Origin of the sequence: Pseudomonas fitomaticsae (assembly GCF_021018765.1) — a bacterium.
Lineage (GTDB): Bacteria > Pseudomonadota > Gammaproteobacteria > Pseudomonadales > Pseudomonadaceae > Aquipseudomonas > Aquipseudomonas fitomaticsae.
The window spans coordinates 2,168,167-2,181,441 of record NZ_CP075567.1; the positions used below are offsets into that span (position 1 = coordinate 2,168,167).

15 protein-coding genes are annotated in these 13,275 nt (G+C 60.2%); 3 read left to right on the forward strand and 12 right to left on the reverse strand.

The window, feature by feature from the left end:
- Positions 1–68 precede the first annotated feature (68 nt).
- The 3 genes from minE to minC form a co-directional block, all read right to left on the reverse strand.
- Positions 69–323 carry a cell division topological specificity factor MinE gene (gene minE / locus KJY40_RS09840; RefSeq protein ID WP_007960071.1) on the reverse strand — a complete coding sequence of 85 codons (255 nt, stop codon included), beginning with the start codon at positions 321–323 and terminating at the stop codon, positions 69–71.
- Positions 323–1,135: a septum site-determining protein MinD gene (gene minD / locus KJY40_RS09845; protein WP_085690474.1), complete on the reverse strand. Its 813-nt coding sequence runs from the start codon at positions 1,133–1,135 to the stop codon at positions 323–325. Before minD ends, minE begins: the two co-directional genes overlap by 1 nt.
- Before the next feature lie 169 nt (positions 1,136–1,304).
- Entirely contained in the window at positions 1,305–2,042 is a 738-nt protein-coding gene (gene minC, locus KJY40_RS09850; RefSeq protein WP_230736433.1) for a septum site-determining protein MinC, read from the reverse strand.
- 117 nt (positions 2,043–2,159) lie between these two features.
- Between minC and KJY40_RS09855 the strand changes: the two genes are divergently transcribed.
- The gene (locus tag KJY40_RS09855) at positions 2,160–3,092 is read left to right on the forward strand and encodes a lipid A biosynthesis lauroyl acyltransferase (RefSeq protein WP_230736435.1); all 933 of its coding nucleotides are present in this window, start codon (positions 2,160–2,162) and stop codon (positions 3,090–3,092) included.
- Between the two features lie 35 nt (positions 3,093–3,127).
- On the forward strand, positions 3,128–4,300 hold the full coding sequence (locus tag KJY40_RS09860; protein WP_230736437.1) for a patatin-like phospholipase family protein: 1,173 nt from the start codon (positions 3,128–3,130) through the stop codon (positions 4,298–4,300).
- A 38-nt stretch (positions 4,301–4,338) separates the two neighbouring features.
- On the opposite strand, the gene KJY40_RS09865 is transcribed toward KJY40_RS09860, so the two are convergent.
- The 9 genes from KJY40_RS09865 to puuE all read right to left on the reverse strand — a co-directional run bounded on the left by KJY40_RS09865 (position 4,339) and on the right by puuE (position 12,413).
- Positions 4,339–5,124: an outer membrane protein OmpK gene (locus KJY40_RS09865; protein WP_230736439.1), complete on the reverse strand. Its 786-nt coding sequence runs from the start codon at positions 5,122–5,124 to the stop codon at positions 4,339–4,341.
- A 30-nt stretch (positions 5,125–5,154) separates the two neighbouring features.
- A complete protein-coding gene (locus KJY40_RS09870; RefSeq protein ID WP_230736440.1) occupies positions 5,155–5,496 on the reverse strand; it encodes a hypothetical protein in 342 nt (113 codons plus the stop codon).
- Position 5,497: 1 nt separating this feature from the next.
- Positions 5,498–6,283 carry an outer membrane protein OmpK gene (locus KJY40_RS09875; protein WP_230736442.1) on the reverse strand — a complete coding sequence of 262 codons (786 nt, stop codon included), beginning with the start codon at positions 6,281–6,283 and terminating at the stop codon, positions 5,498–5,500.
- An 86-nt stretch (positions 6,284–6,369) separates the two neighbouring features.
- Positions 6,370–7,728 carry a nucleobase:cation symporter-2 family protein gene (locus tag KJY40_RS09880; RefSeq protein ID WP_230736444.1) on the reverse strand — a complete coding sequence of 453 codons (1,359 nt, stop codon included), beginning with the start codon at positions 7,726–7,728 and terminating at the stop codon, positions 6,370–6,372.
- A 168-nt stretch (positions 7,729–7,896) separates the two neighbouring features.
- Positions 7,897–9,210, reverse strand: a complete 1,314-nt coding sequence (locus KJY40_RS09885; protein ID WP_230736446.1) for a urate hydroxylase PuuD — start codon at positions 9,208–9,210, stop codon at positions 7,897–7,899.
- A 51-nt stretch (positions 9,211–9,261) separates the two neighbouring features.
- Positions 9,262–9,765 (reverse strand): ureidoglycolate lyase, encoded by a 504-nt coding sequence (locus tag KJY40_RS09890; RefSeq protein WP_007960046.1) that lies wholly within the window; start codon positions 9,763–9,765, stop codon positions 9,262–9,264.
- A 123-nt stretch (positions 9,766–9,888) separates the two neighbouring features.
- Positions 9,889–10,884, reverse strand: coding sequence for an allantoicase (gene alc, locus KJY40_RS09895; protein ID WP_007960036.1), 996 nt, complete (start codon positions 10,882–10,884; stop codon positions 9,889–9,891).
- Positions 10,885–10,974: 90 nt separating this feature from the next.
- Complete coding sequence (gene uraD, locus KJY40_RS09900) at positions 10,975–11,490, reverse strand: 2-oxo-4-hydroxy-4-carboxy-5-ureidoimidazoline decarboxylase (protein ID WP_064594598.1); 516 nt, start codon at positions 11,488–11,490, stop codon at positions 10,975–10,977.
- Positions 11,487–12,413: an allantoinase PuuE gene (puuE, locus tag KJY40_RS09905; RefSeq protein ID WP_039769896.1), complete on the reverse strand. Its 927-nt coding sequence runs from the start codon at positions 12,411–12,413 to the stop codon at positions 11,487–11,489. Before puuE ends, uraD begins: the two co-directional genes overlap by 4 nt.
- A gap of 430 nt (positions 12,414–12,843) precedes the next feature.
- On the opposite strand from puuE, the gene uraH reads away from it, so the two are divergent.
- The gene (gene uraH / locus KJY40_RS09910) at positions 12,844–13,197 is read left to right on the forward strand and encodes a hydroxyisourate hydrolase (RefSeq protein WP_011333195.1); all 354 of its coding nucleotides are present in this window, start codon (positions 12,844–12,846) and stop codon (positions 13,195–13,197) included.
- The last annotated feature ends 78 nt before the right edge of the window (positions 13,198–13,275 follow it).

Sequence of the window (13,275 nt, forward strand, 5' to 3'; positions counted from 1 at the left end):
CAACGGCGGCTCAGGACCCCTCCGGTGTCGGAAGGGCCCTGAGCCGCCGTCGTTCCTGCCGGATCGACTCAGCGGTCTGGCAGGGTGATGTTGAGTTCCAGAATCGAGCAGCTGCCCTGGCTCTCCAGTGCCACGTGTACGTCGTCGTTGCCGATGTTGACGTACTTGCGGATCACTTCCACCAGTTCCTTCTGCAAGGATGGCAGGTAGTCAGGGGTGCTGCGCTGGCCGCGTTCATGCGCCACGATGATCTGTAGACGCTCTTTCGCGACCGAGGCGGTACTTGGCTTTTTGTTGGCACGAAAGAAGTCAAAAAGGTTCATTACCTACCTCCAAACAGACGCTCGAAGAATCCCTTCTTCTCGACATTCAGGAACCGGTGTTCTTTTTCCTTGCCCAGCAGGCGATCAACGGTATCGCTGTAGGCCTGGCCGGCGTCGCTCTGATCATCGAGGATCACAGGTACGCCCTGGTTGGAGGCCTTGAGTACGGCCTGGGATTCCGGAATGACGCCCAGCAGGCGTACGGCGAGGATTTCCTTGACGTCTTCAACGCCCAGCATCTCGCCTTTTTCGACGCGCTCCGGGTGGTAGCGGGTGATCAGCAGGTGTTCCTGGATCGGCTCTTCGCCTTTTTCGGCACGGCGGGACTTGCTGGCCAGCAGGCCGAGCATGCGGTCGGAGTCACGGACCGAGGACACTTCCGGGTTGGTCACGACGATCGCTTCGTCAGCGAAGTACATGGCCAGGTGGGCGCCTTTTTCGATACCCGCCGGGGAGTCGCAAACGACGAACTCGAATTGTTCCTTGAGCTCCATCAGGACTTTTTCCACGCCTTCCTGGGTCAGCGCGTCTTTGTCGCGGGTCTGGCTGGCGGCCAGCACGTAGAGGTTTTCCAGGCGCTTGTCTTTGATCAGGGCCTGTTGCAGGTTGGCTTCGCCGTTCACCACGTTGACGAAGTCATACACCACGCGGCGCTCGCAACCCATGATCAGGTCAAGGTTACGCAAGCCCACGTCGAAGTCGACGATCACTGTTTTGTGGCCGCGCAGAGCGAGGCCGGTACCGATAGCGGCGCTGGTGGTGGTCTTACCCACACCACCCTTGCCGGATGTAACCACGAGAATCTTGGCCAAGGTGTTTCACCCCTAAGGAAGAAGGACTGTTCAGCCCCTGAAAAACATCTCTAGAAAACTACTGCAGTCGGACAGCCTTGGCTGGAATTCGGCTTTTGGCCTTTTTCCTACTTCGTTTGAGCCGTTTTCGCTACGTTTTAGAGATGCTTGGAAAATGCGGCAGTATCCGTTAAAGCCGAATGATGTTCAACACGTCGCCCGACAGGCTGACCTGTACGCCCGAGCCCCACATCGGATCGCGACGCAGGTCTTCGGAAACCTTGTAATGGCCTGCGATGGAGATCAGTTCAGCGCTCAATTGCTGACAGAAAATCCGCGCCTTGGTGTCGCCCTTGACCCCGGCCAGCGCACGACCGCGCATCGGGCCGTATACATGGATGTTGCCATCGGCGAGAAGTTCCGCCCCCGGGCTGACCGAGGAAACCACCACCAGATCGCCACCCTGGGCATATATCTGTTGGCCACCACGTACTGGCGTGGTGATGACGCGGGTCGGTTTGACGGCTGGCTCCGGTGGCTTTTCCGGCTTCTTCGGTGCAACAGGTTCGGCAGTTTCCAACGGTCGCTCGCGGGCGCCGGACGGCGGCAGCACCGGGATGTCGATGGCGATGGCAGCGGCGATGTCTTCGATGCGGCTGGCGCGGATCGCCAGGGTGCGCAGGCCGTGCTGACGGCACACGCGCATCAGGCCCGGCAGGTCGACGGCACCTTCGCTTGGCGGGAGTTTGTCCAGCGCCAGAACCAGCGGCGCGTTGCTGAAGAAATTCGGTGCCTGGGCGACTTTGGCGGCCAATTGCCGATCGAGGCTGTCCAGGTCGTTGCGGGACAGCTCCAGCACTGTAATGGCGAGCATGCTGCCCTTCAGCTGGAACACGGGATCTTGGTCTTTCGGTTCGGTTTGGCTCATGTCGGCATACAACGGCTTGTCACTAAAAGTGCCGAGACTTATAACGAGAACGCCCGCAGGCCGCAAGCCGGGTCGAACGATGTAGAATGCGCGGCCACTGTATTTACGGAAGCTTTAATGGATCGCCCGCGTTTTCGAAAAGCATTTCTTGCCCCACGCTTCTGGCCGCTCTGGTGCGGCCTTGGGCTGTTGTGGCTGATCGTGCAGCTGCCGTATCCGGCCTTGCTGGCCATCGGTCGTTTTCTTGGTGCCCTGATGTATCGCTTCGCCGGCGACCGGCGGCGCATCGCCAAGCGCAATCTGGAGCTGTGTTTCCCGGAAAAGTCCGCCGCCGAACGCAAGCGCCTGCTCAAGGAAAACTTCGCCTCCACCGGCATCGCCTTCTTTGAAATGGCGATGAGCTGGTGGTGGTCGCGTCAGCGCCTGGCGAAACTGGCTCACGTCGAAGGCCTGGAGCATCTACAAAAGGCCCAGCGCGAAGGCAAGGGCGTGATTCTGATGGCGGTGCATTTCACCACCCTGGAAATCGGCGCGGCGCTGCTCGGCCAGCAGCACACCATCGACGGCATGTACCGCGAACACAAGAACCCGCTGTTCGACTTCGTCCAGCGTCAGGGCCGCGAGCGGCACAATCTTGATTCGCTGGCGGTGGAACGTGACGACGTGCGCGGCATGCTCAAATTGCTGCGCGCAGGCCGGGCGATCTGGTACGCACCGGATCAGGACTACGGCGCCAAGCAAAGCATCTTCGTGCCGTTGTTCGGCATTCAGGCCGCCACCGTGACTGCCACCAGCAAGTTCGCCCGTCTGGGCAAGGCACTCGTGGTGCCGTTCACTCAGGAGCGTCTGGCCGACGGCAGCGGTTATCGTCTGGTGATTCATCCGCCGCTGGAAGGTTTCCCGGGCGAGACCGAAGAAGAAGATTGCATTCGCATCAATCAGTGGGTCGAAAGTGTGTTGCGTGAGTGCCCCGAGCAATACTTGTGGGCACACCGGCGTTTCAAGAGTCGGCCTCCGGGCGAGCCGAAGCTGTACGCCAAACGCGTTTGATTGACCCATCCCCATAAGCACCACGGAGCGTTGCGATGAGCCCAGCTGAACCGGTCACAGGTTTGATTCTTTCCGGCGGCGGGGCTCGGGCGGCGTATCAGGTGGGGGTGCTGGCGGCGATTGCCGAATTGCTGCCGCTGGGCGCGGATAATCCGTTTCCGGTGATCGTCGGCACCTCGGCCGGGGCGATCAACGCGGTCAGCCTGGCCAGTGGCGCGACTGATTTTCGCGCCGCTATCGAACGCCTGACGCTGTTCTGGCAAGGCTTTCGCAGCCATCGCGTGTTGCGCAGCGACTGGCCGGGGGTGATCCGCCAGGCCAGTCGTTTCGTCAGTCACAGCCTGTTGGGCATGGGCCGGCAAATGCCGGTGGCGCTGCTCAACAGTTCGCCGCTGCGTCATCTGCTCAACGAAAAACTGCACCTGCCCGGCATCGCCGAGTCCATCGCCCGCAAGCAATTGCACGCGGTGGCGGTGACGGCGTTCGGCTACGAGTCCGGGCAAGCCGTGACCTTCTATCAGGGCGGCGGCACCATCGACTCATGGCTGCGTCATCGGCGCATCGGTGTGCCGACGCAGTTGTCGGTGGAGCACTTGCTGGCCAGTTCGGCGATCCCGCTGTTGTTCGCGCCGGTGAAGATCGGCGATGAATATTTCGGCGATGGCGCGGTGCGGCAATCGGCGCCGATCAGCCCGGCGCTGCACCTGGGTGCAAGCCGGGTGCTGGTGGTGGGCGTCAGCGGCAACCCGCGCGGTTTCGATCCGACGCAACCGCTGGAGCGCACCTACACCGGACAGCAGCCGACGCTGGCGCAGATCGGCGGGCACATGCTCAACAGTACGTTCATTGACAGCCTGGAAGGCGATATCGAGTTGCTTCAGCGCCTGAACCAGTTCAGCCGTCTGATGCCCGAAGGCACGCCGACCCGCGCGCTGGGTGTGGCGCCAGTGGAGGTGCTGGTGATTTCGCCGAGTCAGCCGATCGATGAAATCGCGGCACGGCATCGTCAGGAATTGCCGGCGGCGTTGCGGTTGTTTCTGCGTGGGCCGGGAGCGACCAAGACGAGCGGGGCAGGGGTGTTGAGCTACTTGCTGTTCGAGGCGGGGTATTGCAGCGAATTGATCGACCTTGGGCGGCGCGATGCCCTGGCCAAGCGCGATGAGCTGTGCCGGTTTCTAGGGATTGGCGAGGCGCTGGTCCCGGCCTGAGAACGATGGCGCCCGGGAGGGCGCCATCTGCAGCATGATCAGAAGTGGAACTTCACCAGGAAGCTCGTGGTGCTCTGATCGGTCTTGAAATACTGGCTGTCCTTGATCCCGTACTTGTCCGACCAATAGTCGTACTCGACACCCACATACAACTGCTTCTCGCCAATGCTCAGCGCTTTGCCCAGGTCGTATTTGATTTGTGGATTGAAGTGCAGGTTGGCGTGGTAATCGCCTTTGGCGTTGGAGTCGTTGTCGACCACCCAGTCCATGAAGCCGTCGATCAGGATGTTCGAGTCACCGACCGGAATCGTGTAGGACCAGACCGGGGTGATCTGCCAGACGTTGTCACCGGCGCGGGAACCTTCGGTGTGGCGCTGGTAGAAGTTCAGCTGGAAGTAGTCGAAGCCCGGGATCGCCAGGTCGAAGCCTGGGCCGATCAGGTACGACTCGACGTCGCCTTCACCAAATTCGTAGGTCATGGCCACCAGCACATCCTTGACCGGGCCGAGTTCGAGCTTCTGGTCGAAGATTTTGCCAAGCGACAGGCGAGGGCTGAATTCGCCGTAGTAGGTGTTGTTGCCGACACCGCCATCAGGCTTGCCGTTGTAGAAAATCTTGTCGATGAACAGGAAGTTGTCGCCGTATTTCCAGGCATCGGCGTGCTCGAAGGTGACGGTCTGCTGAATGCGCGGGTTGACCTGGAAGTCCTTGCCATAGAGATAGGTCAGGCTGTTGTTCTGCCATTGCAGCAGGCCGTCGGCCATGGCCTGACCCCCTGCCAGCAGCGATCCCGCAAGCATCAGGCTGGTGCACATACGTTTCATTCGGTTGCTCCCAAAGTAGGTGTTCCACGTTTATTTTTTTAAGTCGGCGCTCTGGTGTGGCGCCTTTTTTCGTTGCTGCAAAAAATCATCCATCCGGTCAGCTTTCATGCTGTTAGCAAGAGCTGAGCCAAGGCTTTTCGAAAAGCAAAAAAACGCCCGTCGGCTGCTGAAAAACAGTCGATTGAGCGTGTTTTCGGGATGCCTCGGTACTGACCGCGGCCGGGATAAGTTGGCTTTTCGGTCAGGAATTAAATTCGGGCTTTTTTTTAGACCGAATTCAGGAGGCCGCGGAGAATACTGACTCAACGGCCAGGCCTCAAGTGCCCCGCAACAGAGCACCGACGACAGGTAGGGGGCACGGTTGCGGGTCATCTTAGAAGTGCACCTTCACCAGCAGGCTGGCGGTGTTCTGGTTGGTGTCGAAACTGTGGGTGCTTTCGACGCCGTATTTGTTTTTCCAGTAGCTGTATTCGGTGCCGACGTACACCTGCTTTTCACCCCAGCCGAGGGCTTTGCCCAGGTCGTATTTGATCTGCGGGTTGATGTGCAGGTTGGCGTGATAGGTGCCGCGGGAGTTCTGGTCGTTGTCGACCACCCAGTCCAGATAGCCGTCGATCAGCAGGTCGGAATTGCCCACGGGAATGCTGTAGGACCAGCCGGGGGTGATCTGCCAGACGCCGTCGCCGGGGCGCGGGCCTTCGGTCTGGCGGCGATAGAAATTCAGGGTGAAATAGTTGAAGCCCGGCACCTTGAGGTCGAAGCCGGGGCCGATCAGATAGGCCTCGCTGTCGCCTTCGCCGTACTCGTAGGTCATGGCCAGCAGCACGTCCTTGATTGGGCCGAACTCCAGCTTCCTGTCGAAGATCTTGCCGAACGACAGGCGCGGGCTGAATTCGCCGTAGAACGCGTGGGGGCCTTTGTTGCGGTCTTCCTGGCCGTTGTAGAAGATCTTGTCGACGAACAGGAAGTTGTCGCCGTACTTCCACTTGTCGGCGTGCTCGAACGTCACCGTCTGCTGGATCGACGGATTGATCGCAAAATTCTTGCCGTACAGGTAGCTCAGGCTGTTGGTCTGCCACAGCAATAAATCGCCGGCCATGGCTTGCGATGCGGCCAGCAGGCCGCCGCTCAACAACACGCTGGTTTGAGTCCGGATCATCTGTTGCTCCCTCTTGTTTTTATTGTTTGAGGCAAAGCTGTCGCGAGGGGGCAGGCTTGGGCGAGCCCCCTTTTTTACTCTTCGGATCAATGCGGGTGTGCGTGGCAGTCGTTGATCGCGGCGCGTTCGGCGCCGCCGAGGATGTTGAACAACAGGTTCAGCGTCAGGGCGCTGAGGGTGGCCATGGCGATCCCGCTGTGGGTGATCGGACTCATCCACAACGGCAGGTGGGCGAAGAATTCCGGACGCACCACCGGGATCAGGCCCATGCCGATGCTCACGGCTACCAGCAATTGGTTGCGACGGTCGCCGATGTCGGCTTCCTGCAGAATCTTGATGCCGGTCGCCGCCACCATGCCGAACATCGCAATCGCCGCGCCGCCGAGCACCGCCGGTGGAATCGACGCCACCAGGAACGCCGCTTTCGGCAGCAGGCTCAGGACGATCAGCAGACCGCCGGCGACGATGGTCACCGAACGGCAGCGCACGCCGGTCATCTGCACCAGGCCGATGTTCTGCGCGAAGGAGGAGTGGGTGAAGGTGTTGAAGAAACCGGCGAAGAACGACGCGCCGGCATCACACAGCAGGCCGCGACGCAGCATGCGCGGGCAGACTTCCTGGCCGGTGATCTTGCCCAGCGCCAGAAACATCCCGGTGGACTCGACGAAGATGATCACCACCACCAGGCACATCGACAGGATCGGTGCCAGTTCGAATTTCGGCATGCCGAAATGCAGCGGGGTGACGAACTGAACCCACGGCGCGTTGGCCATGCCGCTCAGGTCGACCATGCCGATGGCGCCGCAGAGCACGTAGCCCAGGCACATGCCGATCAGCACGGAAATGTTGACCCAGAATCCGCGCATGAAGCGGTGGATCAACAGAATGGTGGCCAGTACCAGTGCGGCGATGGCCAGGTAAATCGGTGAACCGAATTGTGCGGCGCCAGCGCCGCCACCGGCCCAGTTCACGGCCACGGGGAACAGCGACAAACCGATCGAGGTGATGACCGTGCCGGTCACCAGAGGAGGGAAGAAGCGTACGACCCTGGACATGAACGGCGCGATGATCATGCCGAAGAACCCGGCGGCGATGGTTGCGCCGAAGATTCCCTGCAGACCGATGCCCGGCATGCCGGCCATGGCGACCATACTGCCGACGGCGGCGAAACTGGCGCCCATCATCACCGGCATGCGAATGCCCATCGGGCCGATCCCCAAGGACTGCACGATGGTGGCGATGCCGGCGACCAGCAGGTCGGCGTTGATCAGGAAGGCGATTTCTTCACGACTCAGGCCAGCGGCCTGTCCAATGATCAGCGGTACCGCGATGGCGCCGCCGTACATCAGCAGTACATGTTGCAAACCGACCAGGATCAGTTGCAAAAGGGGCAATCGCTGAATGGCGGGTGCGTCGGGGATGCGCGCTTTGGACAGCTCGGACATGCAACACCTCGGATCTTTTTTATTCTTGTGATTAACAGCTGCCGGGTTGCTCACAGCTGTTTCTTTGCATCAGGTAAACCGCGTTGCGGCTAATCGCTGGCAAGCCAGCTCCCACACAGGCAGTGAAAAATCCTGTGGGAGCTGGCTTGCCAGCGATGCTTTTACTGCTTAGTTGGTCTGGGCTCCCTGGGCGATCCATGCACCGATCAGGTCACGTTCCTGCTGGGTCATCTGTGTGATGTTGCCCAGTGGCATGATCTGCGTGGTGATGGCTTGCGCCTGGATCCGTGCCGCGTTCTGGCGGATCTGCTCGGGGGTGTCGAACATCACACCGGCCGGGGCAGCGCTGAACAGCGGGCTGGTCGGTTTGGCCGAGTGGCAGACCGCGCAGCGTTCCTGGATCACTGTGTGCACCTTGTCGAAACCCGAGCCGGCGTTGGACGCCTGAGCCGGAGCGGCGGCCGGTGCAGCAGGGGCGGCTGGTTGTGCCGCTTCAGCCGGTTTCGCGCCACCACCCAGCGCCGTTTCCGGCAGTGGCTGGTACTCGATTTTCGCAGGTGCCTTGGCCACGTCCGGAGCGGTCGACATCGGCGCCGGGCCGGTGACGTACGCCAGACTGATCATGCCCACCGCTGCCACTGGCAGGGTCCAGGCAAACTTGTGGCTGTCGTGACGGGTGTTGAAGTAGTGACGCACCAACACCGCCAGTACCGCGATCCCGGCCAGGATCAGCCAGTTGTACTGGCTGCCGTAAGTGCTCGGGAAGTGGTTGCTGATCATGATGAACAGCACCGGCAGGGTGAAGTAGTTGTTGTGACGCGAACGCAGCAGGCCTTTGGCCGGCAGCGCCGGATCCGGCGTGCGGTTCTCGGCGATCGCGGCAACCAGTGCGCGCTGCGCCGGCATGATGATGCGGAACACGTTGCCGACCATGATGGTGCCGATGATCGCGCCGACGTGCAGGTACGCACCACGACCGCTGAACACCTTGCTGAAGCCATACGCCGCGCCGATGATCAGCACGAACAGGATGAAGCCGAGCAGGGCAGGTTTCTTGCCCAGAGGCGAATCGCAGAGGAAGTCGTAGATGAACCAGCCGGCGATCAGCGAACCGATGCCGATGGCCACGCCTTCAGGGCCGGTCAGGCCGCTGCCGGGCGCCACGAGGTAGAGCACGGGGTTGGAGTAGAACACCACGCACAGCAGCGCGATCCCCGACATCCAGGTGAAATAGGCTTCCCATTTGAACCAGTGCAGGTTCTCCGGCATCGACGGAGGGGCCAGTTTGTATTTTTCCAGGTGATAGATACCGCCGCCGTGGATCGCCCACAGATCACCGGCAAGACCGGTTTTCGGATTGACGCGGTTGAGGTTGTTCTCCAGCCAGACGAAGTAGAACGACGCGCCGATCCAGGCCACGCCAGTGATCATGTGAACCCAGCGCACGCTCAGGTTCAGCCATTCCAACAGATGTGCTTCCACAGTCTTTACCTCTCGCCTGTCACTCTTGTTGTCGAGTGATCAGACCTTCTCTTATTGGTGGGGGGCGAGGATCAAACGCTCATCCTCTTTGAAAAAATGCTCATCGCAGTTATTGCCTGTGCCACTGCGATCAACCACCAGGAAGTCATCCCGCTTTTCGATCGTCAGCACCGGGTGGTGCCAGACGCCGCGATGGTAATTAATGCCCTGCCTGCCGTTAGTGACGAAGGCGCGGACCAAGCCTGATACAGGTTCATCGCCAAGTGGCGCGACCACGATCAGAAAGGGGTTGCCGAGCAGCGGAATGAAAGCCTGGCTGCCCAGCGGATGGCGTTCCAGCATGCTGACGGTCAGCGGCATGTCCTGCGCGTCGGCGCGGAAGATGCTGATGATCGCGTTGTCCTCAGGCGTTGCGGTTTCGACCGTCGCCAGTTTGTGGAAGCGCATGGTCGAACCGTTGTTGATCATGAAGTGATCGCTGCCGTCGGTTTCGATCACGTCACCGAAAGGGGCGAAGGCTTCTTTGGTCAGCGGTTCAATCGTCAGTGTGCGCATGCTGTTCTTTTCCGAATTCTGTGTTGTTGGTTCTGTCGTCATCGCTGGCAAGCCAGCTCCCACAGGTTTTGTGTACACCACAGTCCCCTGTGGGAGCGGGCTTGCCCGCGATTGGGTTCACCCTTATTTAGCGACCTTGCCCAGTACGCGCAGGCGGCTCACACCACCGTCCGGGAACACGTTCAGACGGATGTGGGTGATCGGACCCAGCGCCTTGATCTGCTCGACGAAGGTGTGTTCGGCGTGCATTTCCAGCTTCTGGCTTGGCAGCAGCTCGCGCCAGAACAGCGACTGGGTTTCGATCTGGCTGTCGGTGCCGCCCTTGACGAACGCGCCCTGGATCGAGCAGGTGTCCGGGTAGTTGCCCTTGAAGTGCAGGGTGTCGACGATGATTTTTTCGATCTCGCCCGGGTGGCCCAGTGCGACGATCACCCAGTCATTGCCCGGCGTGCGACGACGTGCGGTTTCCCAGCCATCGCCCATGTTGATGCCGCGACCCGGGTTGAGGATGTTGCTCATGCGGCCGAAGTGTTCGTCGGAGCAGGCGAGGGCGCGGCCACCGTTGAGGGCTGCAGCCAGGTCGACTTGCTCGTTGTCGCCAACTGCCGACCAGTCGCGGAACGGAATGCCGTACACGCGCAGACGGGCCACGCCGCCATCCGGGTAGATGTTGAAGCGCAGGTGGCTGAACGCCTTGTCGTTGCTGATTTCGTGGTAGTGGTGGCTGTTGCCTTGCAGCTCGACGGCCGACAGCACTTCAGTCCACTGGGTGTTTTCGTCCGGCTCGCCCGACGCCAGGAAGCACGCTTCCAGCGAGGCCGATGGCGGGAAGTTGCCGGTGAAGAATGAAGTGTCGATGTCCACGCCTTTGATCGAACCCGGTACGCCCAGGCGGATCACCGCGCTGTCGTAACCTTCGAAGCGCTTGCGGCGGGATTCCCAGCCGTCCATCCACTTGCCGTTGTCATCGAACACGCCCTCCTTCCACACGGCCGGGGTTGGCTGAAACAGACGATTGGCGTCTGCGAACCAGTCATCGGTGACCGAGATGATTTTGGTGCCCAGACGGGCATCGGCCAGGTTGACGAACTTCTCGAAAGGTACGGCGTAAGCTTTCATTCTTCTTGTCTGCCTTTAAATAAGTGGCTGGGGATGCTTGCAGGGCCCTGGGAAACACAAGCGTTCTAGAGGTTTCTCGGGCCAGGCTTGCTAGAGAGTCAGTAATCGGAACAGGGCGATCTTGTTGATCTCCGCCAGCGCGCATTTGAACTCGGTGTCGACCGGGTTGTGAATGCGCGTTTCGAACGCCGCGAGGATCTGATGCCGGTTGCTGCCTTTTACCGCCATGATGAAGGGAAACTTGAACTTGGCTTTGTAGGCGTCGTTCAGCTCGGTGAAGCGCTGGAACTCTTCGGCCGTGCATTGGTGAATACCGGCGCCAGCCTGTTCATGGGTGCTGGCTTCGGTCAACTCGCCCTGGACGGCAGCTTTGCCGGCCAGGTCCGGGTGAGCGTTGATCAGTGCCAGCTGACTGGCGTGATCGGCGCTCAACAGGATGTCGCTCATGCGCTGGTGCAGGGTTTCGATCTGGTCGATCGACGCGTCCTGGCCCAGGTCGAAGGCCTTCTCGGCCACCCATGGCGAATGTTCGTAGATGTCGGCGAAGGCTTTGACGAAGGCGTCGCGGCTCAGGGTCGACGGTTGCAGGGTTTGAAAGGTGCTCATTTGGCAGCCCCTTGGTACGGGTGGGTTTCGTGCCAGTGGCGTGCGATGTCGACGCGACGGCTGAACCACACCTGTTCATGACTTTTAGCGTATTCGATAAAGCGCTTGAGCGAAGCCAGACGCGCCGGACGGCCGATCAGACGGCAGTGCAGACCGATCGACAGCATCTTCGGCGCTTCGGCGCCTTCGGCATAAAGCACGTCGAACGCATCTTTGAGGTATTCGAAGAAATCGTCGCCCTTGTTGAAACCCTGGACCTGGGTGAAGCGCATGTCGTTGGTGTCCAGGGTGTACGGGATCACCAGGTGCGGCTTGCCGGTCGGGTTGTTCGGTTCCCAGTAGGGCAGGTCGTCGTCGTAGGTGTCGCAGTCGTAGAGGAAACCGCCTTCTTCCATCACCAGGCGACGGGTGTTCGGGCCGGTGCGGCCGGTGTACCAGCCCAGCGGACGCTCGCCCGTGAGTTCGGTGAGGATGCGGATCGCTTCGAGCATGTGCTCGCGTTCCTGCGCTTCATCCATGTACTGGTAGTCGATCCAGCGGTAGCCGTGGCTGCAGATCTCGTGACCGGCTTCGACCATCGCGCGGATCACGTCCGGGTGACGCTGGGCGGCCATGGCCACGGCGAAGATGGTCAGCGGAATGTCGAATTCCTTGAACAGTTTCAGGATCCGCCAGACGCCGGCACGGCTGCCATACTCGTAAAGCGATTCCATGCTCATGTTGCGCGCGCCTTGCAGAGGCTGGGCCGCGACCATTTCCGAGAGGAAGGCTTCCGATTCTTTGTCGCCGTGCAGAATGTTGCGCTCGCCGCCTTCTTCGTAATTGAGTACGAACGACAGGGCGATCCGGGCATTGCCCGGCCAGTGTGGGTGAGGAGGGTTACTGCCGTAACCGATCAGGTCGCGTGGGTAGTCAGCGCTCACTGCAGTCTTCCTTCTTATTCGTTGACAGATTGTGTGGCGCCCTGAAGTTTGGATGGCAGGCTGGCGTCACAGTGATGGGCTGATTGTATACAACTTTATTCTCAATTTGTAAGCCTGAATTTTCGCATTTTTCACCGGCTGTCATCTTTTGCTGTTAATGGCGTGAACCTGCAAGAAACCTGCCTGACCAGTCAGCTAATGGATTGGGGGTTCAATGAATGCGAGCTTACGGGGCAAATCACCGGGAAATCGAAGGATGGCGGGGGTAGGAGGAAAAATGTCGTTTTTATTGTGTACAATTTTTTTGAAAAGTGTCTTAATCAATCGCTCGCCGCAGCTTTTCGTGCTCCGAAACGGTGCGGTCTCCTTTTCAACTGACTTCGGGAGGCGCGAAGTCTGACTGCTCCACGCAGGCAGGCGCGCAGAATCAATGGGACGTTTGACAACACACGTTTTGGACGCTGCACACGGTTGCCCGGGCAGCTCGATCAAGGTCGAGCTGTACCGCGTTGAAGGTTCGCACCTGGAATTGGTCGCCAGTGCGCTTACCAACAGCGATGGCCGGGTCGATGCGCCGCTGCTGCAAGGCGATGACTACCGTACCGGTGTCTATCAGGTTCAGTTCCACGCCGGCGATTACTACCGCGCCCGTGGCGTCCAGTTGCCGGAGCCGGCATTCCTGGACGTGGTCGTGCTGCGGTTCGGCATTTCTGCCGAACAGGATCACTACCACGTACCGTTGCTGATCTCGCCTTACAGCTATTCCACGTACCGGGGCAGCTGACCCCCAAGCAGCTGCCCCTGCCGGGAAGCGACTGCGCATATAGCTTCTTTGGTCTTTCGCCCGCTCACACTGCGGGCT